The organism is Georgenia yuyongxinii, from assembly GCF_006352065.1.
Lineage (GTDB): Bacteria > Actinomycetota > Actinomycetes > Actinomycetales > Actinomycetaceae > Georgenia > Georgenia yuyongxinii.
Genome location: NZ_CP040915.1, coordinates 3,231,322 through 3,254,866 on the forward strand (window position 1 = coordinate 3,231,322; position 23,545 = coordinate 3,254,866).

Consider the following 23,545-nt stretch of genomic DNA (forward strand, 5'->3'; position numbering starts at 1 on the left):
TGATCCTGCCACGGTCCTGAGACCTTATCCCCTGCCGTCCCGAAAGCCGCAGTTTCTGAGATATCCGCAACGGGGCCGCACTCAGAAAGCGAGCGAGGCCCCCCACCAAGGGCGGGAGGCCTCGCTCGCGACGGCTAACTCTGGACTATCAGACCAGGGCGGGCCACACGAGGGTCGTCACGAGTCCCTCAGCGTTGGCTGCCTTGACCGTCAGAACATCGGTCGTAGCGAACTGCTTACCAGCGGGCAGCGTGCCGGTCCAGACATCTGCAGAGCTCTCGGTGAACGCGAGCTTGGTGCCTGCGTTGGTGCCGCCTGTGACCTCACCGGTGACGGTGCCGTTGGACGCCACGGCAACGAGACCGTTGCCCTTCGCCGGGCCCGTCAAGGAACTGACGGTCGAGGTCTTTGACGTGACCTTGAAAGCTGCGGAAACGTTCGCAGGCGACGCGTCGTCGCTCGCGGTCAAGCTGAACGTGTACTCCTTGTCAGCCTCGTAGGTCAGGCCCGTGAGGTTGAGCACGAACTGACCGTTGGCCGGCACGACAAGCGCAGCGCCGCTGGGCTGCGTGCCCGTGACAGTCCCACCCGTAATGCTCAGTGCAAGCGTCGCACCCGGCTCAGACGTGCCGACCAGGTGACCCGCCTTCAGCGAGGCCGTGAGACCAGGAGCGGTCGTGTCCTTGGTCTCCGAAGCAGCAGTCTTGATCGCAGCTTCGGTCGCCGCCGAGATCGGCTGAGTTCCACCGAAGAGGAAGAAGTCCTCGAAGCCCGTGTTCGCAACCGCGTCGTTGGGGTCCGTGTTGGCGCTGATGAAATCAGCTGTCACCTTGGGCAGTTCGGCAGCCTTGGTGAGCAGCAGGGGGCCATCCTGGTTCGCAATGAACGCGGACGCAATCACGGCGTCTGCGAAGGTCTCACCGCTCGCAACGGCGAACTGCGGGGTTGCTCCGAGCGCGTAAATCGGCGTGGTCCCGCCGGCCAAGGTGCCGCCAGCGACCTTAACGGCGGTCTCGTAACGGTCCTTGCCAACGAAGGACTTGAGAGCCTTCTCAGTGTCGGTGCTCAGCGTGCCCTTGGCCTTGCCGGAGCCAACTGCGTTTGCCGCAGGGCCACCCACGAGGTGCAGGTCGCCTGCAACGTAGTCAGTGACATCCTTGGCGGGCGTGCCTTCCGTCTTGTTCTCGAAGAGGTAGCCCAGCGTGTTGCTCGACTTGGTGACGGTGCCCCACTCGTTCTTCGTTGCGGAACCGTCAAACTCCGAGCCCTTGGTGAGAAGGACAACGCCGTTGCTCTCCGCCGCCGCCGCGCCCGCAGCGAGAGCGTCGGCGAACCCGTCCGCCGGGTTCGCGGGGTCGTAGCCGGTGGTCAGGAAGACGCGAGTGTTGGCCTTGTCAACAGCGTAGGTGTCCGCTGCGGGGTCGCTGTCGTATGCGCCCGTAACGAGGTAGTCGGCGATCTCAACAGCAGTGGCGTAGCGGTCGGAGCCTTCCAGGCGCTCAACCGCGATCCCGAGGCCCTTGATCGTAGCTTCGGCCGTAGCCGAGACCGCGCCGGTGCCACCGATGATGATGACGTTCTTGACACGCAGACGCGAGAGCTCGGCCTTCACGCGCGGGTCAAGGTCCCCCGTGTTCTGCGTGAGGAGGACCGGAGCGTCGTAGGCGTCCGCGAGCGGCGCGGCAGCCAGTGCGTCCGGGAACATGTCGTAGCGAGCGATCACGACGGTGTCCACGGCCGTGCCAACCAGGTCAAGGCCCGTGGCACTCGGGTACTGCGCCACCGATGCCGCGATAGCGGTCTGGATACGGTCCTGGCCTGCAACACGCTGGACCGTGTCGTCCGTCCGCGTCGTCACGTCCGAGCGGACGAGAGGGTCGGCGCCATCGGCCGGTGTGGGAGCAGCACTGGCAGTGGCAGCGCTCGAGAGAACCACCGCAACAGCGGCAGTCAGGGCGAGGGAGCCCCGGCGGGTAATCTTACCCATTTGTGTTGACCTCCTAAGGTCACGAGCTAGTTGTACAACTGGTCCCCACAACCCGTGCCATTTGGCCTGAGCAACCTTGGGAACTAGCCCTCGGCCGTGCTTCACCATCAACTCACATCGGTGGGTCATGGGTGACGTTAAGGGCTCGGGTTACGTTCGCGCAAGTCCGTTTCCCGGCGTGGCGGAAACCGATGAACACGTTCACCCGCCAGCCGGTTGGGCATGGTATGGCGCCGCACCACACGGTATTGTTGCAGTTTGATAACAGCTTGTTCCGTAACGACCCGGACCGCCTGACGCGGACCCGAACGTGGTATAGCCACCCGTCCCGTCCGCTACGACTTGCCAGGTCAGGTCATCACTGTCTCGCTCGTGGCGCTTCCCGTGGCACGAACGGCTCCACGCTTTAGGCCGGGACAAACCGCGCGATCCAAGACAACGTACTCGCCCCAAATAAAGCGACCGGCGGCCACCTTCGCTTCTCACGAGGATGACCGCCGGCCTGGTGCTCACAAGTTGGTCATGACCGTTTCGCCCGAGGGGACCGATTCGAGCTAAGACATGCCCGCAAGACCTTCCGCACCGCGGTCAGATTAGCCAGAAGGAATCCCTCAGCGCAACACGGCCGCCATGGGCACGATTAGATGTCGTCAACACACGTCGTTTAGCGCGGACGTTTTCACCGCACCTGTTCCGCCGAACACAGCAATTGCCGTGGGTGTAAGGCCAGCAAGCGCCTCGGAGGCTCGTCTCGGCAGGCACGCCGGTCGGGTGAGGAGCATCGGCGCCGCTGCCACGCCAGCCGCGGGGACACCGCTCAGGGCATCGGCGAAGTCGGTCCCGGTGGCCAGGAACGCCACACCGGACCCGTTCGGCCAGGTGGCGCCTGCGATCGTTGCGGCGGTGTCGTAGCGATCGCTCCCGGCTAACCGCGTCACGCGCGCGCCAGGAAGGGTCTGTTGCACCGCCTCAGCGACTCCCGCGTTCAGCGCACCCTCACCGCCGAGAAGGACGACCAGGTTCGGGCCTAGGCGCTGCAGCTCCGACTTCACCGAGTGCGTGAGGAGGTTGCCCGGTGTTACGTACAGTGGCGCACCAAGCGCGGCGGCGGCGGCCCCGCCAGCAAGCCCGTCGGCGAAGTCCTGACCGGAGGCGAGGTAGACCGTCTGGGCGCTCACCCACCCTGCCCGGCCGACCGCAGCCGACGTCTGGTACCTGTCCGAGCCGGCCAGGCGCGTGACGCCCGTGTACGCCATCAGCTCTGTCACCACCGAGTCGGCGACGGCCGCCGGTCCACCCAGCACGTAGATGCGCGAGGGCCGCAGCCGCTGAAGCTCGACGTGCACCGTCATCGGGATAGCCGTGCGCTGCACGAGCAGGATCGGCGCCCCCAACTTCACCGCTGCCGGGCCGGCGGAGAGGGCGTCGGCGTACTGCGTGCCGGTGGTGATGAAGACGGTGTCCGCCGTCGGGAAGGCATACCGTGAGGTGGCGGCGGCGGTGGCGTACCTGTCCGCTCCCCCAATCCGGGTCACGCCGCCGGCGGTGAGGCTGAGGTCGTCCGGCAGAAGCGCCTGATAGTCGTCCACCAGTCCGGTGAGCTCGCCGAGGCGGGGGTAGAAGTAGGCGCCCGGGCAGGCGGTGTTGCCGACGTCGCGGTGCCCCACCACCGGCTTCATGGCCTTGCCATTCACGCCGGTCGCGGTGCCGGCAGTGGCGATGCCGTGGACGGCGAACTTCCAGGCAACCACTTGTGCGACGGTCCGGAAGGCGGCGTCGGGCACGGGGATCTTGTCGAAGTTGCCCATGACGGAGATGCCGAAGGTGGTGGAGTTGACGCCCTTGGCGTGCGCGGCGATCACCGCGTTGGTCAGCCCGCCCGAGCGGCCCTCCCAGGCGCGGCCGTAGGCGTCGACGAGAACGTTGTAGCCGATGTCCCCCCAGCCCAGCGACTTGGCGTGGTACGTGTAGATGCCGCGGATGATGCCGGGCACGGCCTCGGCCGTGTAGCCGTTGGCGCCGGCGGTGTGGTGGACCACCACCCCGGTGACCTTGCCGATCTGCGGCTTCCAGGTGCGCAGCGACTCGTCCGCGCCCCAGTCCGCGCGGCCGTAGATTCGGGGCACGGCGTTCGCCGCTCCCACCGCGAAGGCACCGGTGGCCGCCCCGACGGCACCCTCGCCGAGCGGGCTCTCCCCCACGGGCACGTTGGCGTCGGCGGCACTCTCGCCGGGGTCCACCACCACGAGCTCAGGATCGGTCGGCAGGGTGCCCGGCGCACCGGCGAGGGTCACCTCGATCTCGTCGGCGTCCATGACCGCGAGCGGCTCGGTTCCGCCGCGCATTTCCGCGGTGGCCTCGCCGGCGCTGAGCGGTGCGGTGATCTCCAGGTCGGTCCAGCCCGACCAGGTCTCGCCGTCGCGGCTGCGCAGCCTCGCCGTCAGGCCCGCGCCGGCCTCGACCTCCGCCCAGCTGACGCCGACCACCACGAGGTCCCCGCCGGGGCCGGAGACGGTGACCTCCTCCACCGGCCGCGGGCCTTCGGTGGTCTCCGCGCCGTCCATCGCCACGGTGGCGACGTCCGCCTCCACGGGCACGGCGCCCTCCACGGTGGGGGTGGTGCTCGCCAGGGCGGCGGCCGCCGTCGCCGCCGCGTCCGCCGAGACCTCGGGGACGGCGTCGCCCGCGTCGGTGGACCGGGCGGGCGCGGCTGTGAGGGAGACGCCGAGCAGGGTGAGCGCCAGGCCGAGGGCGGCCGGGCGCACGAGAGTACGAGGGGTCACGAGATTCGCCTGTGCTTTCGGGGGAAGACGGCACATGGACGTCGCCACTGTCCCACAACCGTCCCGGTAGCGTCCGGAACTTCCGAAGGTGAGCGGGCGTGTCAGCCAGGGATACCGACGTCACACCGGCCGTCCGTGTGCCCGGTGCTCAAAGTCCCGAACCCGAGGGCCAGAAAAGGCGGCGGCGACGATGAACAGCAGTCCCGTCGTCGCTCCTGCGAGGGGCAGCAGCCTGCACGCGAAGGACGGGAGCCGGATACACCCTGATGTCGTCGCACGGGAGATCCTTCCACCGCCCGACGAAGCAGCATGAGGCTGTAAGCACGCCGGCGCGGACCTGGCCGAAGTTTCCCACGCTCGTCACAGGCTGCTCACCCGTGGCACGGAAACCGTGCGAGGGAGGCGTCAGTGCCGGTAACCGGGGCCGTCACCGTGAGACGAGCACGCTGTTGTCGGCGGCCCACGAGACACGGATGTCCTGACCTGGCACCGCCTGGCTCCAGCTGCCTGCCGTCTCCTTGACGACAGCCCGGCCACCGCCATCGAGGTCGAGGAGGACCTTGCGGTGGGAGCCGAGGTACACCACGTCCGAGACCGTGGCGCCCACGACGCCCAGGTTGTCGGTACTGGCGAGGTTCTCGTCTTCGAGCACGCGGATGCGCTCGGGCCGCACGACGATGGCGCACTCGCTGCCGCTCGCGATGCCGTCCTTGCTGCAGGCAGGGATCGACGTGCCGTCCGGGCGCCGCACCCGACCGTCGCCGCCGAGCACGCCGTCGATGATGGTGGAGTCGCCGAGGAACTCGGCGACGAACAGCGACCGCGGGTGGTCATAGAGCTCTGCGGCCGTGCCGACCTGCTCGACCTTGCCGTTGTTGAACACCGCTATCCGGTCGGAAAGAGCGAGGGCCTCCTCCTGGTCATGGGTGACGAAGATGATGGTGATGCCCAGGTCTCTGTGCAAGCGAGCGATCTCGCCCTGCAGCTGTTCGCGCAGCTTCTTGTCCAGCGCGCCGAGTGGCTCGTCGAGCAGCAGCACCCGCGGTCCGAACACGATCGAGCGGGCGACTGCTACGCGTTGCTGCTGTCCACCGGAGAGTTCCTTCGGATAGCGAGCACCCAGAGCGCCCAGCCGGACCATGTCCAGCGCCTCGGCCACGCGCCGCGAGATCTCGGTCTTCTCCACCTTCCGCCGCTCCAGGGGAAACGCGACGTTCTCGGCAGCGGTCATGTGCGGGAACAGCGCGTACTGCTGGAAGACCACACCGATGTTGCGGCGGTGGGGCGGTAGCCCGACGATGTCCTGGCCATCGATGTAGATGGATCCGCTGGTGACCTCAACGAACCCCGCGATCATGTTCAGCGTCGTGGTCTTGCCAGATCCGGACGGGCCTAGGAAGGTCATAAACTCCCCGGGCTGGACGTCCAGCGAGACGTCGTCGACCGCCAGAAGGTCGCCCTGACCGTAGGACTTGGTCAGGTTCTGGAGCCGGATCGGTGCGCCGCTCTTCGAAGACATGGGATCCATCAGCCTCTCTTGTCGCTTCGCCGCAGGACCTGCGGCAGCAGAACGAGCATCGTCGTGACGAGCAGGATCAGCGTCGACCCCGCCGCGATGGTCGGGTCGACATCGATCGTCACGCTGTTGAACATCTGGACCGGCAAGGTCCGCAGGTCGGGTGTCTGCAGGTACAGGGCGATCACGACCTCGTCGAGCGAGGTGACAAACGCGAACACCGCCCCGGAGAGGACGCCCGGCAAAATCATCGGCAGGGTGACGAGGCGGAACGTGCTCCAGGGGCCGCTGCCCAGGCTGGTCGCCGCGCGCTCGAGGTCCCGGTTGAACGTGCGCAGGCTCGCCGTCACCGCCACGAACACGAATGGCAGCGCCAGCACCGTGTGGGCGACGACGAAACCGAAGAGCGTGCCGTTCAGCCGCCACCGCAGGAACACACCGAGCACCGCAACGGCGGTGACGATGCCCGGGACGATCATCGGGGCAAGGATGGCCGCGCTGATGATTCCCTGACCGCGCAGCCGGGACCGGCTCAGGGAATACGCGGCCGCCGAACCGATCACCGTTGCGACGACCATGACGATCAGCGCCACCTGGATCGAGTTGGCGAGCGCGTCCACCCAGGCCGGCTCGGTGAAGAAGCGCCGGTACCAGCGCAGCGACCATCCCTCGGGCGGGAACCGGAAGCTCTGCGCATCGGTGAACCCCAACGGGATGATGATGAACCCCGGGGCGCCCAGCCAGACGGCGACCAGCGCGCACCAGATCTTCAGCCCCCAGGGGGACTTATGGGTCTTCTCGCTCATCAGGAGCCTCCCTCGAGCAGCTTGCGGTTCCCGGAGACCCGCGAGACGACGATGAGCAAAAGCGCCGTCAGCACCAGCAGGAGCACGGACATCGCGCCCGCACCGCCGAAGTCGAGCAGGCGCTCGACCCGGATGCCGATGACCTGGGCGATCAGCGACTGCTGCGGCGAGCCGAGGATGCGCGGGGTGATGTAAAAGCCCAGCGAGATGACGAACACCAGGGTGTACCCGGCGGCGACCCCGGGCAGCGACAGCGGCAGGTACACGCGACGGAATGCCGAACGGGGCGTCGCCCCAAGGCTCTTGGCCGCGTCGACCAGGCGCATGTCGATGCCCTGCATCGTGCCGTACAGCGTCAGGATCATGTAGGGCAGCAGCACCTGGACGGTGCCGACCACCACGCCCCAGACGGTGCCGAGGAGCACGACGTCGTCCATGCCGAAGAGCGCGAAGAGCTTCGCCACGGGACCTCCATGCCCCAGCAGAACGACCCAGGCAAACGTGCGCGCCATGAGGCTCATCCAGAACGGCAGCATCGCGATCGCCATGAGAACGGCTCTGGTGCGACGGTTGACCCTGGTCATCATGTACGCGTACGGGTACGCCATCACCAACGTGATGGTCGAGACCGCAAGCGCCGTCAGGAAGGTACGGAGGAGGACCTTGAGCGACGATTCGTTGGTGAAGAGCTCGACATAGTTCGCGAACCCCAGACTGGGCTCGCTGAAGCTGCGCCAGATGATCAAGGCCAGTGGGTAGAGGAAGAACACCGCCAGCACGATGCACGCCGGGAGCACGAGCAGCCCGGCAAGACGTCGCGGCCTGGCCTTCCTCGGAGCGGGAGTCGGGAGGGTACTCCCCGGCGCGTTGCGCGCCGGGGAGTACAGGAGGGAGGAGCTCATCAGCCGGTCGTCCAGGCGGTCCATTCGTTGACCGCTTCGTCCATGTGCTCGGCCCAGTAGCCCATGTCACGCAGGAAGGCGGTACCGCCATCCTGCCCGAGGGGGAGGAACTGCTCCTTGAGCGGGTCCACCTCCGGCTTTGCGTCGGTGTTGATCGGCGCGTAGGCCGTGTTCTCCGTCAGCGTCGCCTGCGGGCCGGCCGCGATGGAGAACGAGATGAACTGGTGCGCGGCATCGAGGTTGGTCGACCCCTTCGGGATCGCCATCCCGTCCCAGTAGAGCATCGCCTGGTTCCACACGGTGCCAAGGTTCGCGCCGTTCTGGGCAGCGCCGTACGCGCGGCCAGGCCAGGACAGCATCATGTCGACGGCGCCGCTCTCGAGTGCTTCCTGCTGCTCGGCACCGGTGGTGAGGTAGGTGGTGGTGTCGCGGATGGTGTCCAGCTTGGCCAGGGCCCGGTCGATGTCGAGCGGGTACAGGTCCTCCGGGTCGACGCCGTCTGCGATGAGCGCGATCTCCAGCGCACCCTGGTCCGGGTAGTCCATGATGCCGCGGGTGCCGGGGAACTTCTCCGCGTCGAAGAAGTCCATCCAGGAGGTCGGCGCCTCCGGGTAGGTGTCCTTGTTGTAGACGAACAGGTATGCCGACTTCATGTCCGGCATGCTGCACTCGGTGATGAGCTCGGGCTCGACACCCGTGGTATCGATCTTCTCCAGGTCGAGGACCTCGAAGTACTTCCCGCAGTTCTCGCCCATGGCGAGGTACGGGTCGACCTCCATCACGTCCCAGGTGGTCCGGCCGGACTCCACCATGGTCTTCACCTTGGCGAGGCTGTAGGGCTGGTCCTGGGCGACGGTGATGCCCGTCTCCTCCTGGAACGGCTCGATGAAGGCGATCGTCTGCGCCTCCTGGTAGGAGCCGCCGGCACCGGTGAAGACCATCTCGGTAGATGCGCCCTCGGCGGCTGCGGTGCCTTCGTTAGCGCCGCCGCACGCGGCGAGACCCATGGTCGCCAGTGCGGCCACCGCGGCCACGCCGGTCATCTTCTGCCTACGTCTGATCATTTGTTGTACCTCTCCATTGAAGGTTCTGTCTGCAACAGGTGAGTCGTTGGATCTGGGCATGCGCTTCCCCCCCGAGCACCTCCTCGGGTCAGAGTTGTCGGCCGCGAGAGACCGTCAGGCGGCCACCGCGCGCGCGGCGCCGGCGATCCCGGCAGCGTCCGGGATCACGGCCGCCAGCAGCGACGGTGCCGCGGGGATGCGGACGTCCGGCGCCCCCAGCCGTACCGGCCGCGAGAGCAGCTCGATGCCGGACTCGGCGACGGCGGCGACGATCTCCGCGCCGACGCCGAGGAACTGGTGGGCCTCATGGACGACGAGCAGCCGCCGCGTGCGGGTGACGCTGGTCAACACGGTGGTGATGTCGAGCGGCCTGATCCATCGCAGGTCGACCACCTCGGCGGAGACGCCCTCGGCCGCGAGAGCATCCGCAGCCTCGAGCGCGGTGCGGACCATCGAGCCCCAGCTGACGATGGTGACGTCGCTGCCCGGGCGGCGGACCTGGGCGCCGCCGAGGGACTGGACGGCCCCGCCGGTGGTGACCTGTTCCTTGGGCCCGTGGTACAGATTGCGGTTCTCGATGACGATCGTGGGGTCGTCGCTGCGGATCGCGGTGCGCAGCAGGTCGTAGGCGTCCTGGGCGCTGGCGGGCATGCAGACCTGCAGGCCCGGCACGTGCGCGAAGAAGGTCTCCAGACTCTGGGAGTGCTGGGCGCACGCGCCTGGTCCGGTGCCCTGCTGGGTGCGGACGGTGATGGGTGCGCTCAGCTGCCCACGTGAGACGTAGCGCACGTTGGCGGCCTGGTTGACCAGCTGGTCCAGGGCGACGAGGGAGAAGTCGGCCCACATGATCTCCACGATGGGGCGCATGCCGACAAGGGCTGAGCCCACGGCGCCGCCCAGGATCGCCGACTCCGAGATCGGTGTGTCGAATACGCGCTCACCGAAGTCCTTGTGCAGCCCCTTGGTGACGCCGAAGACACCGCCGGGCAGCGCGACGTCCTCTCCGAAGAGCAAGGTGTTGGGGATGGCGGACAGGGCCTCGCGCAGCGCGGCATTGACGGACTGCGCGTAGGTTAACGAGTTCTGCTCATGCATAGAGGTGCTGCCTCACAGTAGAAGGATCGGCCTTCGGCATCTGCAGGGCCCGAGCGCCCGCCTGCCGGACGTTGTCGAGCTCGCGCTCCTTGGCGAGCTCAAGCTCGCTTCGGGACATGCCGGCCTCGACCAGCGCGTTCTCAGTGCGGACGATCGGCTCGCGCGTGCTGGCGCTCTCGACCTCGCCGGCGGGCCGGTAGGCCTGCGCGTCGCCGATGTAGTGGCCAACAAGCCGCTCGGTCATCGCCTCGATGATGGCGGGGCCGCCGCCGTCGCGAGCCTTCTTGACCAGGTAGGCCACGGTGGCGCGCACGGCCTCGACATCGTTGCCGTCCACCCGCACGCCGGGGATGCCGTAGGCCGATCCGCGCTTGTAGAACCGGTCGGACGTGACCATGGAGTCCGAGGGCGTCAGCTCGGAGTAGTGGTTGTTCTCGATCACGAACAGCACGGGCAGCTTGCGGGACGCAGCGAAGTTCATGGCCTCGTGCACCGCCCCCTGGTTCATGGCACCTTCACCGAAGGCGGCGACGGTCACCCGCCCGGATCCGTCGAACGTGCTGGCGAGCGCGGCACCGGTCGCGATCGGCGCACCGGCACCAACGATCGAGTTCTCGCCGTACATGCCGTAGGCGGGCGCCGAGAGGTACGCGGAGCCACCGCGGCCACCGTTGGTGCCGCCCTCCCGGCCGAGCAGCTCGCCGAACATGGCGTCCAGCGGCACGCCCGTCGCGATCGCCCAGCCGTGCCCGCGATACGTCGGGAAGACGAGGTCGTCCGGGAGGTTCAGGGCGGTGCACGTACCGACGTAGATGGCCTCCTGACCGTTGCACAGGTGAACGGAGCCGACGATGTCGCCGGCGGCGCGCAGCCGCATCACCTCTTCCTCGAAGAACCGGATACGCCACATGACGACGAGGCTGTCGAACAGGGTGGAGGGCGGCGCGGTGTTCTCGAGCACCGCGCTGGTGGCCGTGGCCACTGCTGCTCCGCCGGGGCGCAGGTCCGGGTGCGTCGTCATCGGCCCTCGTCCTGCCCGATCGTGGCGGCGAACCACCCGACGACCGCCTTCTGGCCGTCCTGGTTCTCGGCCCAGGCCTCGACCTCGATGCGCGTGCCGTCTCTGTCCGGCGTCATGCCGCTCACCACGCCGTACATGGAGATGGTGTCCTCGGCGAACAGCGGCGCGAGGAACGACAGGGACATCCACCCGTTCGTGAACCAGGGTGCTCCGAAGAGGTCGGTCGCCCACTCCGACAGGTAGGTCGCCACCATGAGGCCCTGGGCGACCGTCCCCTTAAGTCCGCTCTCGACCGCCACGTCCTGGTCGGTGTGGATGCTGCGCCAGAACGTGTGCGCGCCTGAGTAGATGGACATCTGGTCCTGGTGGACCACCTTGCGGGGGCCTGCGAGAGGATCGCCGACCTGGGTCTCCGGTCCGACGGTGACGCCGAGCGGCCGGTCGGTAGGGAGCTCCCCGCGCACCCGGCGCGGCGGGACCGCGTCGACCCGCTCGTCCTCGGTGACGCGTGCCGCCGTGATCTCGGTGGTCTCGATGGCACGGTGCCGGATGATCAGCCGGTCGTCCTCGATCGTGCGCGCCTCGGCCTCCGTCACGATGTAGCCACGGCCCCGCTTGACGTACTTGTCGACGAACCGGCCGGTCAGCCGCACGCGCTCCCCGACGAAGACGGGGCTGTGCAGCCAGAACTCCTCGCGCTGGTGCAGTCCGCGATCGCGGTCGGGGTCGTAGCGCGTGTAGAGCAGGCGCAGCAGGTCGCACAGAAGCGCGCCGGCGTGCGCGACGGGGCCACCGAACGGCGACGCGTCACCCAGGTGCCAGGCCCGGTAGTCATCCACGGTGAAGGCCGTGGACTTGACGAAATGCTCGTCGATGTCGATCTCGACCGGGCCGAGATCCTCACCGATCTCCATCAGCTCGTATTCCACGGGCTTTCGTGTTGCGACTGTCATGGCGCCTTCACCTCATCTTTGATGCGGACGTCTTCGAGGACGGGTTGTTGTGCGTGTGCGGGGTTGCTCGGGGCCCGCCCAGGTTCGTGCGTGACGATGACCCGGTGTCGACGAAGCTCGTCGATCTCGTCGATGGTCAGGCCGCACAGGTCGTGGAGGATCTCCACGGTGTGCCTGCCCACCGGCGGTGCGGCAGAGACGATGCGCCCAGGCGTGGCGGAGAGGTTCAGGACCATGCCGGGCACGTTGATCCGCTGGCCGTCTTCCGTGGTGACCTCCGCGACCATCCCGCGGGCCCGGAACTGCGGATCCGTGATCGCCTCCTCGACCGTGTTGACCGCGCTGAACGGAATCCCGGCCCGGTCGAGGCCGGACCGCAGCACCTCGAACGGCACGCTGGCCGCCCACGTCTCGATGCGGTCGTGCAGGAGGTCGAGATTGTCGATGCGAGCCTCGTTCGAGACGAAGCGCGGATCGTCGGCGAGCTCCGGCGTGCCCATCACCTCGCACAAGTTGCGGAACAGCGTGTCGGTGCCGGCGTCGAGGTAGACCGGACGGTCATCTGCCGTGACGAACAGGTCGGCGGGCGCCGTGGCGCTGTCCCGGTTCCCGCTGCGGTCCGGGAAGGGCAGGTCGTTCATCTTCGCCGTGAGCGCAAACCCGAGCAGGGAGAACATCGCGTCAGTCAGCGCCAGCTCGACACGCTGCCCAACACCGGTGCGCTGACGCTCGACCCACGCGAGCAGGGTGCCGATCGCGGTGTACAGCCCGGTGCCGTGGTCCGCCGCGAAGTACCCGCTCATCGTGGGCGGCGCAGAGGCGTCGCCGGTCAGGCTCATCGCCCCGGAGAACGCTTCCGCGATCGTGTTGAAACACGGACGGTCGCTCTCTGGGCCGGTTTCCCCGTACCCGGACACTGACGTCATGATCAGCGCCGGGTTGGCCTGCCGCAGGGTCTCGTAGTCCAGACCCAGCCGCTGCAGGATTCCGGGACGGAAGTTCTCGACGATCACGTCGGCCCAGTCGGTCGCCAGGCTGCGCAGGATTTCCTGGCTGCGCGGGTCGCGCAGGTCCAGTGCCAAGGCACGCTTGTTCCGGTTGTAGTGGTGGACGTAGGCACTGCTGTCGGCCAAGGACGGGGCGGTGTGCCGCGCGTCCTCTCCCAGGAGTCCTTCGACCTTGATGACGTCGGCGCCGGCGTCGGCCATCAGCATGGTGGCGAAGGGGCCGGCGATCCATCGGCTCAGGTCGAGGACCTTCATTCCGTCCAGCGCGCCGCGGGGCAGAACGCCCGTCATCGGGCTGCCTCGGGCACCGCGATGACAGCCTCGAGCTCGACGAGGTGGTGCGGGGCGCTGAGCGCGTCGACCACCAAGAGGGTGTGCGTCGGGTAGCGGCCCTCGGGGTAGTGCGTGTCGAAGAAGTCCTTGCGCGCCGCCGCGAACGCCGGGTAGTCGCTCGCCGAGGTCAGATAGGTGGTCAGCTTCACGAGGGCCCCCCACCCCTGTCCCACGTGCGCCAGGGCTGCGCCGATGTTCTCCAGGATCTGGCGGGTCTGCCGCTCGACGTCGCCCTCGCCGACGAAGGATCCGTCGGGGCCGATCGCGACCTGCCCCGACACGAAGACCAGGCCGCCGGATCGCACATGGATGAGCTGGGTGTACAGGCCTTGCGCCGGCCCCATCGTCGCGGGGTCTATGTGCTCAATTTGTGTCATCTGTGCTCAGCCTTTCTGATTGCCAGGTCTCCACTCCGTCGAGAAACCTGGTCACGTCGTCGTCGTCGTTGAAGCCGTGGAAGCCGACCCGCAGCCCCGTCGGTCCGCCGCTGGCGATGACGCCGCGGCTCCGGAGGTGGCGGGCGAGCACGTCGCTGCCACCGGCGTACATCCGGACGATGTGGCTGGGCTGGTCAGAGGGCGCGACCTCGATGCCCAAGGACTCCAGCCCCCGCCGAGCTTGTCCCGCGAGGTCCAGGGCGCGGGCCTCGACCTGCTCCGCGTCGAGCCGCCGCAACCACTGGACCGCGGCACGCCCGCCGATCCACGGCAGCCATGGCAGCGCGCCGTCCAGCTTCCGTGCGTGCGCTGACCACGGTTCCTCACCGAAGTAGCTGGCATTGGGCCGGTCCACGGTGTGCCAGCCCGGGGCGAGCGGCTCGAGTTCGCTCACGTTGCCCGACCGCACGTACATCCAGGCGCACCCGCGCGGGGCCAGCATCCACTTGTACCCGTGCACGGCCACGTAGTCCGGTCTGATCGACTCGAGATCGAGGCGAAGGACGCCGAAGGACTGGGTCGCGTCGAGGAACAGCTTGGCTCCCGCTGCGCGCGCCCGTGCCGCGATGACGGACAGGTCAGGGCGTGCACCGGTGGAGGAGAGCGCCGTGCTGACTGCCACGAGATCGATGCCGTCGACCAAGCTCGCGCAGAGCCGGTCGGTGAGCGTGCCGGTGCCTCCCGCCTGGGGGCTGACGACCTCGATCTCGCCTCGCTCCGCAAGCGCTGTCCACGGGAAGAGGTTGCTGCGGAACTCCTCGGCCTCCACCAGGACCCTGGCTCCGCGCGGCAGCGAGCGCGCGATCGTCGACGCTGCCTCTGACACCGAGCTCACGAGCGCGATATCGGCGGGTGTCGCGCCGAGGAGCGACGCGATGTCGGCCCGAGCATGATCGGGATCCGCTTCCCACTCCGTCCAGCTGAAGTGGCCCTCCTGCCAGCTGTCGAGGTTTCGGTGCAGCGCCTCCAGAACCGGCCGGGAGGCCGGGGGACAGCCGGGTGTGTCGAGCCAAGCGAGTGTTTTCAACGCGTCAAACCCGGCACGGAACTCATCGAGAGTCATGTGGAGGGCCGGGCCCACGCCCGCCCTGCCCATCGCGACGCTTTTCATGAGCCCCCGACCATCGCTTCGGCCAGGTGCGACGAATCCGGGACGACGATCTCGACGTCGGCCGCCGCTTGGCACACGGCGGTGACAAGCTCGTTCTCCCGGTTTCGGAAACGCTCGATCGGTGCCGAGATGGTGATCGCGCCGAACACGCGCCCCAATGCGTAGACGGGCGCGGACGCGCAGCCGACGCCGACGATGAATTCCTCGAGCTCAGTGGCGTAGCCCTGCTCGCGAATCTTCACGAGCTCACTCATCAAGGTGGCGGGGTCGGTGATGGTCTCGTCCGTGACCCGGTTAAGGTTCTCGCTTCGGAGGAAGTTCTGGATCGTCTGGTCATCGCTGAGCGCTAGCAGAAGCTTTCCGGATGCCCGGGCGTGCTCCACCCCTCGAGAACCGCTCGGCAGGACCGCCACGTGGACGGCGTTGCTGCCCAGCTCCGACATGAGCATTTCGATCTTCCCGTGCCGCCACGCACTGAAGTACGCGCTCTCACCGGTCCTCGCCGCGAGCTCCCGCACCCTGGCGACAACCGTGGCGGGCAATCGCCCGCTTCTGTGGTGCGCCTCGGCCAAGAAGGCGAAGGTCGGGCCGAACTGGTAGCAGCCGGACGTGTCCTTCGACAGCAGCCCCGAATCCTCAAAGGTATTCAGGAGGTGGTAGGCCGAGGACAGGGTGAAACCCGCAGCATCCGCCAGGACGCGCGGCTTGCGAACGTCCATCGGGGTCTCTGCCAGCACGACCAACAGCTGTATTGCGCGGCTCACGGAGCCGATTCGCGTGGGGGCTGATTTCATATCCTGAACTACCATTTCATCGGGTGCCCACACCTTGGCGGTGAACTACAAAACTGTCAAGGAGCGTCCGACATTAAGAAAAAAGCGCCGGCTGGGGGCTCGCTCGCACCACTCGCGTCCGACGCCGATGTCTGCGCGTCGCTGCCGCGGCCGACCCGCGATCTTCAGCGTCCGTGGTCGTCGAGATGCCCGTCTAGAAGGCGCCTGAGCTCGCTGAAGTCTGGTCAGTCGCTCAGCCTCAAGGGGCTCTCCGACAGCTTGGGCATGAGCGCCATGCCCATCCGCGAGGCGCTCCGTCAGCTCGAGGGCATCGGGGTCGTCGAGATCATCCCCCACCGGGGTGCGCGGGTGCGGCCGCTCTCGTTGGACGACCTCGTCGACACCTATGACGCCAGGATCCCGCTCGAGAGAGCCCTTATCCGGCGCACCGCCGCCCGGATGGACGACGCCACGTCAGCCAGGGTACGTGGGGTGTTGGACCGACAGGCCGAGGCACTTGCAACGGGCAACTTCGCGGCCGCGCGCTCGGCCCACGAGGACTTCCACCTGACCCTGTACCGCGCCGCCGAGTCGCCGTGGCTGTTCAGACTGTGCAAGCAGGTGTGGCTGAACAGCGAGCGTTACCAGGCACTGACGATGACGGAGTACGCACACGTGCACGAGAGGCGGCTCGAACACCAGGCGATCCTCGATGCGTGCCAGACCCATCAGCCGGACAAGGCGGAGAAGGCCCTCGAACGCCACCTGACCCGTACCGTGACGTTCCTCAGCAGCGCGATGGCGAACGAGCACGAAGAAGTCGAGCACCGCACGCTGACGAGCCGGGCGCCGTGAGCCCCTTGTTTCCGCACGGGCGAGAACGGTGGTCGCCACATCCTCGCGTCTATCCGGTCGTTGACGCGACTGATGTGGCCACCACCGTCTCGCAGGTCGACGTCGCGGTGACGTGCGGGGTGGAGGGGGTCTTCCTCATCAACCACGGTGCCGACTACAAGAAGCTGGTGCGGTGCCTTGCCGCGGTGCGGGACGCTCATCCGAGCATCGTGCTCGGCGCAAACTTCATCCGGCTCGGACTCGCGGAATCCCTGAGCACACTGGCCGAGGATCACGATGCCACCGCGTTGGTCGATGCGCTGTGGACTGATGATGCTCGGAAGGAATGGTCACCAGACGGCCTGGACACCATCGCGCTCATGCGCGAGAAGACCGGGTGGCGCGGGGCTCACTTCGGCGGCATCGCGTTCAAGTACCAGGCCCCGGTGAGCGACGCCGAGCTCGAACCGTTGGCCGCGCTGGCAGCGGATCGCACGGACGTGCCCACCACCTCCGGCCCGGGCACGGGCAAGAGCGCCGACCCGTCGAAGCTCGCCGCGATCCGACGAGGTGCGGGCATGACGACGCCGCTAGCCATCGCGAGCGGTGTCACGACCGAGAACATCCACTCGATCCTCCCGGTGGTCGACTTCGTCCTCGTCGCCACCGGCATCGCTGCTCCTGACGGTCGCATCTCCCCCACCCGCCTGCGCGAGATGCTGGCAGTGGCGAGCGACGCCGGCTGACGAGGCGGCACGTCGGCAAGGGCGACGCCGCTGTCCCGAGCCGGCCGAAGCCCCGCCTGAGCCCGAGGGACTCGAGCACGCCTCGACCACGGTGAGCGTGTGCACGCCCTCGGCCACGGGACCTGCCGGAAGGCGGTCGTCGGACTCTACAAAGCAAGGTGGAGCCGAAGTGCGCCGTCCAGCTCCGACATGATCGGGTGAGGCACCCGCCCAAGGCGGGCCCGATGCGCTCGACCGCCACCGCGCGCACCTGCTCGGCCTGAGCCTTGGAATCAACCCGCAGCCCTGTGAGCTCGGCTGGCAGCAGGGTCTGGAACGGGAAGACTCGTGAGACGTTGCTGGTCAGCGGGACAACGGTGACAACACCCCTCGAGAGCCGTTCCGCCGTGGCGTTCGCGTGGTCGCTACTGACAATCACTGCCGGCCGTCGTTTGCTCGCCTCGCTGCCAAGCACCGGCTCGAGGTCGACGAGGTGGATGTCACCTCGGCGCATCGCGCAACCCGTCCACGACCGTGGCCTCCCAGTCGTGGCGGTGCCCCGACACTTCCCATTCCTCCCAGGCGGCCCCGTAGTCCTGCTCAAGGGCGGCCATCCGTAGCAGGGACAACGCACGCTGAATCACCGCGGATCGGGAGCTCAGCCCGGTGGCGCGGGCGTACTCGTCAATCAGTGCAACATCGTCCTCGGGAATGCTGATACTGAGCTTCATGCTCCATGCATGCTACCGAGGTACTACCGCGGTAGGAGAGGCCTCGCGCCGTCGTAGTCAGCGCCGACGCCTCACCCGAGCATGACGGTCCGCCCCGTGGCCGCGGACTCGAGCACCGCGTCGATCCGTGCGCCGCACCAGGCTTGGCCAGACGCGAGCCCACCATAGTTTCTCTCCTGCCGTACGTCGTCGTCGAGTCCGCTTGCGGCGACTACGGAAGGAGCGCCTCGAGGTCCGGGTCCGACTCGTCGAAGAGCCCCCACTTGGCGCCCAGCTCGGCGACGTGCTCCACGGACGCGGTGTTGATCTCCGCGGGCGCCGGGAGCGTGAGCGCGTCGTAGATCGACGGGTCGATCTCGGTGTATTCGGACAGGATCGCCCGGGTCTCGTAAGGGTTGTCGGTGGCGTAGGCGAAGGACTCCTTCACCGCCGTCGCAAAGGCGTCCACGACCTCAGGGTCTGACTCCGCGAAGGCGCCAGAGGTGAAGTAGGTCGCGACCGTGAGGTCGTCGGTGGCCTCGGCGTAGAGCGCCCACACGTCCTTCGCGCCGCCCTGGCGCGCGATGGTGAGGAAGGGCTCGACCTCCCAGATGACGTCAACCTGGCCGGCGTCCAGCGCGGCAACCATGTCCGGGTGCCGCATCTCGACGAACTTGATCGTCGAGGGGTCACCACCGGCTTGCTCGACCGCCTCGCGGATGAGCGTGTCGTTGATGTTGTTGAGCGTGTTGATCGCTACCGTCTTGCCGGCCAGGTCCGCGACGGAGGCGACGTCACCGTCCGGCTTCGCGAGGATCGCACCGAAGTCAGCCGACGGGTCCCCGTCGAGGAGGACCCTGGGCTGACGATCGTGGCCGGCTCGGTGGTTGCCGTGGTCGGAGGTATCGGAATCCTCGGGCGGTTCTTCTGGACCTGGCAGTCCGGCCATACCCGTCACCGCAGGCGCACGCTTCCACTCTTGGCCCTCGGCGGGGTGACCGCTTCTGCGACGCTCGCGGTCTCGGCATCGCTCGGCGCCTCAGGTGCGTACTGGATCGCAGCGGTGATCCATGCGTTCACCACGTTGGCGATCACTGGCGTGGTCGTTCTGAGCGTGATGCAGGCCGTACCGCCCGCCTCGGTGGGCGAGACTTCCGGGCTCGTCGGCCTGTGCCAGTTCGCTGGTTTCGCAGCAGGTCCGCCCGTGATGGGAGCCCTCTCCGCCGGCTACGGGCTTCGGGCGGGGTGGGTCTTCGTTGGCGCGTGCAGTGCCATGTCTGTGGCGCTGGCGCTGCTCGGAGCACCCCCGAAGGCAGCGCCCCGCTGATCGGAAGCGTCGCCAACCTCGTGATCCGGAAGGCAGGAGCACCACGAGTACTCGCGGCCGTTTTTCGCTGCAGCGCCGTCGCTGACAAGCTGTGCTCGGGGCAGGGCCGGTACCGCGTCAGGCCGGCCCTGCACTGCCACGGCGGTGGCGGCCGTGCACCAGCGCGTAGTGGGCGGCGGCGGCGATGGCGATTGCGGCCGTCACCAGGAACATCACGCGGTAGTCCGCGCGCGTGACGATCGCGCCCAGTGCCAGGGGGCCCAGCCCCATCCCGACCTCGAGCATGAGGAAGTACGTCGAGACCGCCAGGCCCATGCGGTGGGGCATGACCCGGGCGACCGCGATGGCCTGCCCGGAAGACATCAGCGTGCCGAACCCCGCGCCGAGCAGCGCGGCGCTGAGCAGCAGCACGGCGTCGGTCCGGGCCACCGCGATTGCGAGGAGGCCAGCGACGAACAGCACGAGCGAGGGGTACATGACGACGTTGTCCCCACGCAGATCCTGCACCCGGCCGGCGACGAGCCGGGCGCCGAACAGCACCACCGAGTAGACGAGGAAGAACGCCCCGGCACCTGTGGCCAGGTCGAGCTCGATGGCGTAGGAGTTCACGAACGTGATCACACCGGAGTACGCCACCCCGACGAGCAGCATGAACGTCGCCACCGGCAGCGCCGTTGGCTCCAGCAGGTTGCTGACGCGGAAGCCCCGCGTACGCACCCGCCGCGCGGATGCCGGGCGCGCGGACGGTACCCGCAGGGCCAGGGTGACCACCACCCCGACGACGGACAGGGTGAACGACGCCCAGAACAGCGCCTCGTAGCCGATGCGTTCGATGAGCGTGACGCCCAGGAACGACCCCACCGCGGCGGCCAGGGAACTGCCGAGGGTGAAGTAGCCGGTTCCCTCCCCGCGGCGCAGCGGCGGGACGAGGCTCTGGGCGATGGTGACCACCGCCGTCGTCGCTAGCCCGTGGGCCATGCCGTGGACGAACCGCACGATGAGCAGCAGGGGCATCGACGAGCTGGGCAGGTACGCCAGCGACACGACGACGAAGACCGCCATCATGAGCAGCAGCATCCGCCGACGGCCCACGGCCTCCGTGAGGGTGCCGGCGACGACCCGCACCACGATGGCGCCGATCACGAACATGCTCGAGGCGAGCCCGGCCATGCTGTCACTGGCACTGAAGCGGTCGACGGCGTACAGGGCCATCGTGACCATAAGCAAGAAGAAGTTGGTCGCGATGGTGAGGTTGATGACGCAGGCGAGGACGAAGCCCCGGGACCAGAGCTTGTCCGGGACCACCATGTGCGCTCCTCCTCAAGTGCGGGGCTGAGCGCCGTGCTCTCGCCAGGGTGATGGTCCCCCAGGGCGGCAGGAGGACGAATTCGGTATCGCGTTCCGACCCGCGCCTGTCCGCGTCACCCAGGACCACGCGGTCCACCGCCGTGCCAGCCAAGCGCCACCCGCTCCGGCCCGGGCGAAGGTCCCGCGGCCGGATGGCGGCGACGGCCGGCTCGGTGGCCGCCCGGCCTATTTAGACCGTCTGCCCCCGTCTGCGTCCCGAAGGGGAGATTGTCGAGAACCAGGGCGTCGATGACGTCCTTCCGGTGGGTGGATCGGTGAGCGCCCGGCACTGCCAATTATCACTGAAGGGCTTCGGGAAAAGTGTTTTCCAATCGTCCCTTGATCAAGTGAACTTCAGTCTTGAATGCGTGGTAGGTGCGCTGCCACGCTTCGTCGGTCGGCCGTGCGCCTCGCCAGGTGACCAACGTGATCACACATGTTTCCGGATCCCGCCCGAGCTCGGCCCCTGGAACGATGCGCGCCTGCACTAAACGTCGCAAGCCGTCGGGGCTGGTGCCGGTGTAGAAATCGACAAGTCCCAGCTCCGGATAGGACTTCAACTTGATGAACAGCTTCGACCCATCCCAGAGAGAAGTGCCGCTAAAGACACCATCTCCCTCGTCTTGCCGATTCCAGCTGCCTAGCGCCCAGTATTTCTGGTTGAGCCCTGAGGACATGAACTCGAACGCGACGTCGTGAGGCACCGCAACTTGCACGCTCGCAATGTGAGCGTTCGGATCGTCTGCAGGCATAGCTTCTCCTTGGGTCTACTGAGGGCCGTTATCGCGAAGTTCGCAGGCGGCCTGTGAGGTTTTACAACGGGACGATCGCCAGCGCGACGAACCGGGTCGTTGTGGCGCTGGTACTTCTTTGGTGGCGGCTTCGGGGCTCGCCGACACGGGCCCGGTGAATCACGCTTGCGAGGCCACCATTCGGCACGCGATCCACATCGACTCGTGTCGATACCCCGCACGCAACGCCCAAAGCCGGGCCGGAGGCGGAGGCGGAGCCGTTGAGGAACTGACGGGACGCGGCACCAGTGTCGCGTCTTGCGGCCCTTCGCGGTTCGGGGTGAACGCCCGTCACACTGGACGGTTAGCCCCGAACCGCGAGCCGCATGCACTGGTTGCCGTCTTGCCTAGACGCGTCGCATGCAGCTTGCTTCTCGCGATGAGACGATCGGCCTTTAGGGTCTGGATTCGACGTTCTGCTCGAACCAATCCGCCAGCATGACCTGCTGCAGGTCGATCGGCTTGTCTAGCACATCGATTCCTTCGAGGAACTGCACCAATCCCTCGACTGCTTCATAGTCTGATGGAGTGAACCCGCGGACATCGAACGAAATAGCCTCGATTGCGGAAGCGGCAATCTTTTCGTCGACCTGGATCGCCTGCATCGCGGCGTCGACGGCGCTAGCTTGGTCTGCTTCGACAAGCTCAGATGCTCGGTCGAGCACAGCAACAACCTTGGCTGCAGTTTCTTCATTTGCAGCGAGCCAGTCCCCATTCGCCACGACCCACTGGATTGCTTCAGTGTCAAAGTCCGCGCTGCTGCCCACCACTTCGCCCCCCTGTTCAACACCCCTGGAGACCCATGGTTCAAAGACGATGTATCCGTCGGCGTCACCGTTTCCCAAGATGGCGGGGAACTCGGGCGGACCAGCGCTAATCAGTTCGATCGCATCCGGGTCGAGTCCCTGACTCTCGAGATAGCGCAGGGTTATGTAGTGACCAAGTCCGGGAAAATACGCCATGGAACGGATATCGGCGGGACTTACCCCCTCTCGGAGCACCACCTTGAAGAGGTCTCCCGTCTCCTGGAATACCGCGACGGCTTTGAGTTTTGAATTTTGCGCACTGAGCGTTGCCACGTCGGAAGTGATCGCAATATCAGCAATGCCGGCACCGACGTTTTGAACGGCCGCCGGACCACCCTCGGTCTCAACGAACTCGACTGACAACCCGGCCTCTTCGAAGAGGCCTTCCTGGTCCGCAATATACAAAGGCGCGAACGATGGATCCACCCCCATCGAGATCCGGACACTTTCGAGGTCGTCACCGCCAGCATCCGGCGCACTGTCGGCGCTGGTACAGGCAGCCAACGACACCCCCAAAGCAGCTACCACCGCGGCGGCGGTGTATCGACGATTTTCTTTTCGCATGATTGTCGCTCCTATGCGCTTCTTCGATTGCGCGCGCCATCGAAGGGTTGGATGATGTCTGGACATAGCACTTCGATCGCCACGCTGTTCTGTCCTGAAAGGTGGCGGCGTCAAAAGCCTTCACGTCCGTTACCCGAACGGGGCGGCGTTCGGGCTCGAAGTGCGCCGATCGGGGTCGAGGGTGAGATCACAGTCCCGGCCGATGGCGGTGGCAATTGTTTGATACCTGAGCAGCTCTCGGGTTGTCCGCACCACGAAAAACGTGTGCTTACAGGTAGGTATCGTCCGAGATCGACTACGCGTTTTGGCGACGCGGCCGCTCATCACGAGTTCGCCTACACAACGAGAACGTCTGGCTCTCAGTGTTGAGCGAAGCTGATGTGTCTGCGTCTGAATTGATGGCTCGTCCGTGTCGTATGTCGGTCTTCTCCTGTGTCGGTCACCTCGTCGTGGCCAGCGGTCGTCGCGACGTTACGCAATTTGTGATCACGTGTCAATCATCACAAGTACGTAAGCGTCCCGGCTCCGCCTTGGTTCACGGCCGTTGTCGGTCAGCTAGCTCGTCCAGGCCCGCTGTGCCGGCTTTCCGCCGAGTCGTTCCTCCGAGGGGAACAGGCTGTCGGCGGCCCCGAGGAACTTGCCCGGCGACGGCC

Annotated in this window: 21 protein-coding genes and 1 pseudogene; 3 read left to right on the forward strand and 19 right to left on the reverse strand. The window is 67.1% G+C overall.

Features of this window, described 5'->3' with window-relative positions:
* Nucleotides 1-148: 148 nt before the first annotated feature.
* The 13 genes from FE374_RS14610 to FE374_RS14670 form a co-directional block, all read right to left on the reverse strand.
* A complete protein-coding gene (locus FE374_RS14610) occupies nt 149-1,987 on the reverse strand; it encodes a cell wall-binding repeat-containing protein (protein WP_168205708.1) in 1,839 nt (612 codons plus the stop codon).
* Between the two features lie 650 nt (nt 1,988-2,637).
* The gene (locus FE374_RS14615; RefSeq protein ID WP_139929929.1) at nt 2,638-4,770 is read right to left on the reverse strand and encodes a cell wall-binding repeat-containing protein; all 2,133 of its coding nucleotides are present in this window, start codon (nt 4,768-4,770) and stop codon (nt 2,638-2,640) included.
* A gap of 427 nt (nt 4,771-5,197) precedes the next feature.
* Nucleotides 5,198-6,289, reverse strand: coding sequence for an ABC transporter ATP-binding protein (locus tag FE374_RS14620; protein ID WP_139929930.1), 1,092 nt, complete (start codon nt 6,287-6,289; stop codon nt 5,198-5,200).
* A gap of 8 nt (nt 6,290-6,297) precedes the next feature.
* Nucleotides 6,298-7,092, reverse strand: coding sequence for an ABC transporter permease (locus FE374_RS14625; protein ID WP_139929931.1), 795 nt, complete (start codon nt 7,090-7,092; stop codon nt 6,298-6,300).
* Entirely contained in the window at nt 7,092-8,018 is a 927-nt protein-coding gene (locus FE374_RS14630) for an ABC transporter permease (RefSeq protein WP_223173550.1), read from the reverse strand. Before FE374_RS14630 ends, FE374_RS14625 begins: the two co-directional genes overlap by 1 nt.
* A complete protein-coding gene (locus tag FE374_RS14635; RefSeq protein ID WP_168205709.1) occupies nt 7,994-9,058 on the reverse strand; it encodes an ABC transporter substrate-binding protein in 1,065 nt (354 codons plus the stop codon). Before FE374_RS14635 ends, FE374_RS14630 begins: the two co-directional genes overlap by 25 nt.
* Before the next feature lie 114 nt (nt 9,059-9,172).
* Nucleotides 9,173-10,153, reverse strand: a complete 981-nt coding sequence (locus FE374_RS14640; protein WP_139929933.1) for an alpha-ketoacid dehydrogenase subunit beta — start codon at nt 10,151-10,153, stop codon at nt 9,173-9,175.
* Nucleotides 10,146-11,174: a thiamine pyrophosphate-dependent dehydrogenase E1 component subunit alpha gene (locus FE374_RS14645; protein WP_223173551.1), complete on the reverse strand. Its 1,029-nt coding sequence runs from the start codon at nt 11,172-11,174 to the stop codon at nt 10,146-10,148. Before FE374_RS14645 ends, FE374_RS14640 begins: the two co-directional genes overlap by 8 nt.
* Nucleotides 11,171-12,127 carry a MaoC family dehydratase gene (locus FE374_RS14650; RefSeq protein ID WP_139929934.1) on the reverse strand — a complete coding sequence of 319 codons (957 nt, stop codon included), beginning with the start codon at nt 12,125-12,127 and terminating at the stop codon, nt 11,171-11,173. Before FE374_RS14650 ends, FE374_RS14645 begins: the two co-directional genes overlap by 4 nt.
* Nucleotides 12,124-13,425 (reverse strand): CaiB/BaiF CoA transferase family protein, encoded by a 1,302-nt coding sequence (locus tag FE374_RS14655; protein ID WP_139929935.1) that lies wholly within the window; start codon nt 13,423-13,425, stop codon nt 12,124-12,126. Before FE374_RS14655 ends, FE374_RS14650 begins: the two co-directional genes overlap by 4 nt.
* Nucleotides 13,422-13,844: a RidA family protein gene (locus FE374_RS14660; protein ID WP_139929936.1), complete on the reverse strand. Its 423-nt coding sequence runs from the start codon at nt 13,842-13,844 to the stop codon at nt 13,422-13,424. Before FE374_RS14660 ends, FE374_RS14655 begins: the two co-directional genes overlap by 4 nt.
* Entirely contained in the window at nt 13,831-15,015 is a 1,185-nt protein-coding gene (locus FE374_RS14665; RefSeq protein ID WP_139929937.1) for an aminotransferase class V-fold PLP-dependent enzyme, read from the reverse strand. Before FE374_RS14665 ends, FE374_RS14660 begins: the two co-directional genes overlap by 14 nt.
* The gene (locus tag FE374_RS14670) at nt 15,012-15,824 is read right to left on the reverse strand and encodes an IclR family transcriptional regulator (protein ID WP_330998449.1); all 813 of its coding nucleotides are present in this window, start codon (nt 15,822-15,824) and stop codon (nt 15,012-15,014) included. Before FE374_RS14670 ends, FE374_RS14665 begins: the two co-directional genes overlap by 4 nt.
* 198 nt (nt 15,825-16,022) lie before the next feature.
* On the opposite strand from FE374_RS14670, the gene FE374_RS19410 reads away from it, so the two are divergent.
* Together FE374_RS19410 and FE374_RS14680 are read left to right on the forward strand one after the other, a co-directional pair.
* On the forward strand, nt 16,023-16,643 hold the full coding sequence (locus tag FE374_RS19410) for a GntR family transcriptional regulator (RefSeq protein WP_269142076.1): 621 nt from the start codon (nt 16,023-16,025) through the stop codon (nt 16,641-16,643).
* 74 nt (nt 16,644-16,717) lie between these two features.
* A complete protein-coding gene (locus tag FE374_RS14680) occupies nt 16,718-17,368 on the forward strand; it encodes a BtpA/SgcQ family protein (protein WP_139929939.1) in 651 nt (216 codons plus the stop codon).
* Nucleotides 17,369-17,514: 146 nt separating this feature from the next.
* On the opposite strand, the pseudogene FE374_RS20425 reads toward FE374_RS14680, so the two are convergent.
* From FE374_RS20425 to FE374_RS14695, 3 genes and pseudogenes are all read right to left on the reverse strand, one after another.
* Nucleotides 17,515-17,861, reverse strand: a pseudogene (locus FE374_RS20425) (type II toxin-antitoxin system PemK/MazF family toxin).
* Complete coding sequence (locus FE374_RS14690) at nt 17,848-18,078, reverse strand: ribbon-helix-helix domain-containing protein (protein ID WP_139929940.1); 231 nt, start codon at nt 18,076-18,078, stop codon at nt 17,848-17,850. The pseudogene FE374_RS20425 and the gene FE374_RS14690 overlap by 14 nt, the downstream one beginning before the upstream one ends.
* 211 nt (nt 18,079-18,289) lie before the next feature.
* The gene (locus tag FE374_RS14695; RefSeq protein WP_230978589.1) at nt 18,290-18,832 is read right to left on the reverse strand and encodes an ABC transporter substrate-binding protein; all 543 of its coding nucleotides are present in this window, start codon (nt 18,830-18,832) and stop codon (nt 18,290-18,292) included.
* Here FE374_RS14695 and FE374_RS19945 point away from each other — a divergent pair.
* Nucleotides 18,713-19,384 (forward strand): MFS transporter, encoded by a 672-nt coding sequence (locus FE374_RS19945; RefSeq protein WP_230978625.1) that lies wholly within the window; start codon nt 18,713-18,715, stop codon nt 19,382-19,384. The two genes, FE374_RS14695 and FE374_RS19945, sit on opposite strands and share 120 nt — an antisense overlap.
* Nucleotides 19,385-19,501: 117 nt before the next feature.
* Here FE374_RS19945 and FE374_RS14705 read toward each other — a convergent pair whose 3' ends face one another.
* The 3 genes from FE374_RS14705 to FE374_RS14715 form a co-directional block, all read right to left on the reverse strand.
* The gene (locus FE374_RS14705; RefSeq protein ID WP_139929943.1) at nt 19,502-20,692 is read right to left on the reverse strand and encodes an MFS transporter; all 1,191 of its coding nucleotides are present in this window, start codon (nt 20,690-20,692) and stop codon (nt 19,502-19,504) included.
* A gap of 338 nt (nt 20,693-21,030) precedes the next feature.
* Nucleotides 21,031-21,483 carry a hypothetical protein gene (locus FE374_RS14710; RefSeq protein ID WP_139929944.1) on the reverse strand — a complete coding sequence of 151 codons (453 nt, stop codon included), beginning with the start codon at nt 21,481-21,483 and terminating at the stop codon, nt 21,031-21,033.
* Nucleotides 21,484-21,917: 434 nt separating this feature from the next.
* Nucleotides 21,918-22,892: an ABC transporter substrate-binding protein gene (locus FE374_RS14715; protein ID WP_168205711.1), complete on the reverse strand. Its 975-nt coding sequence runs from the start codon at nt 22,890-22,892 to the stop codon at nt 21,918-21,920.
* Between the last annotated feature and the right edge of the window lie 653 nt (nt 22,893-23,545).

Bases quoted from the DNA above. Each gene is read 5' to 3' on its own strand.
- FE374_RS14620 (WP_139929930.1), bottom strand. From the start codon at position 6,289: ATGTCTTCGAAGAGCGGCGCACCGATCCGGCTCCAGAACCTGACCAAG.
- FE374_RS14660 (WP_139929936.1), bottom strand. From the start codon at position 13,844: ATGACACAAATTGAGCACATAGACCCCGCGACGATGGGGCCGGCGCAA.
- FE374_RS14650 (WP_139929934.1), bottom strand. From the start codon at position 12,127: ATGACAGTCGCAACACGAAAGCCCGTGGAATACGAGCTGATGGAGATC.
- FE374_RS14705 (WP_139929943.1), bottom strand. From the start codon at position 20,692: ATGGTGGTCCCGGACAAGCTCTGGTCCCGGGGCTTCGTCCTCGCCTGC.
- FE374_RS14655 (WP_139929935.1), bottom strand. From the start codon at position 13,425: ATGACGGGCGTTCTGCCCCGCGGCGCGCTGGACGGAATGAAGGTCCTC.
- FE374_RS14690 (WP_139929940.1), bottom strand. From the start codon at position 18,078: ATGAAGCTCAGTATCAGCATTCCCGAGGACGATGTTGCACTGATTGAC.
- FE374_RS14610 (WP_168205708.1), bottom strand. From the start codon at position 1,987: ATGGGTAAGATTACCCGCCGGGGCTCCCTCGCCCTGACTGCCGCTGTT.
- FE374_RS14665 (WP_139929937.1), bottom strand. From the start codon at position 15,015: ATGAAAAGCGTCGCGATGGGCAGGGCGGGCGTGGGCCCGGCCCTCCAC.
- FE374_RS14645 (WP_223173551.1), bottom strand. From the start codon at position 11,174: ATGACGACGCACCCGGACCTGCGCCCCGGCGGAGCAGCAGTGGCCACG.
- FE374_RS14640 (WP_139929933.1), bottom strand. From the start codon at position 10,153: ATGCATGAGCAGAACTCGTTAACCTACGCGCAGTCCGTCAATGCCGCG.
- FE374_RS14715 (WP_168205711.1), bottom strand. From the start codon at position 22,892: ATGCGAAAAGAAAATCGTCGATACACCGCCGCCGCGGTGGTAGCTGCT.
- FE374_RS14635 (WP_168205709.1), bottom strand. From the start codon at position 9,058: ATGATCAGACGTAGGCAGAAGATGACCGGCGTGGCCGCGGTGGCCGCA.
- FE374_RS14625 (WP_139929931.1), bottom strand. From the start codon at position 7,092: ATGAGCGAGAAGACCCATAAGTCCCCCTGGGGGCTGAAGATCTGGTGC.
- FE374_RS14630 (WP_223173550.1), bottom strand. From the start codon at position 8,018: ATGGACCGCCTGGACGACCGGCTGATGAGCTCCTCCCTCCTGTACTCC.
- FE374_RS14710 (WP_139929944.1), bottom strand. From the start codon at position 21,483: ATGCCTGCAGACGATCCGAACGCTCACATTGCGAGCGTGCAAGTTGCG.
- FE374_RS14670 (WP_330998449.1), bottom strand. From the start codon at position 15,824: ATGGTAGTTCAGGATATGAAATCAGCCCCCACGCGAATCGGCTCCGTG.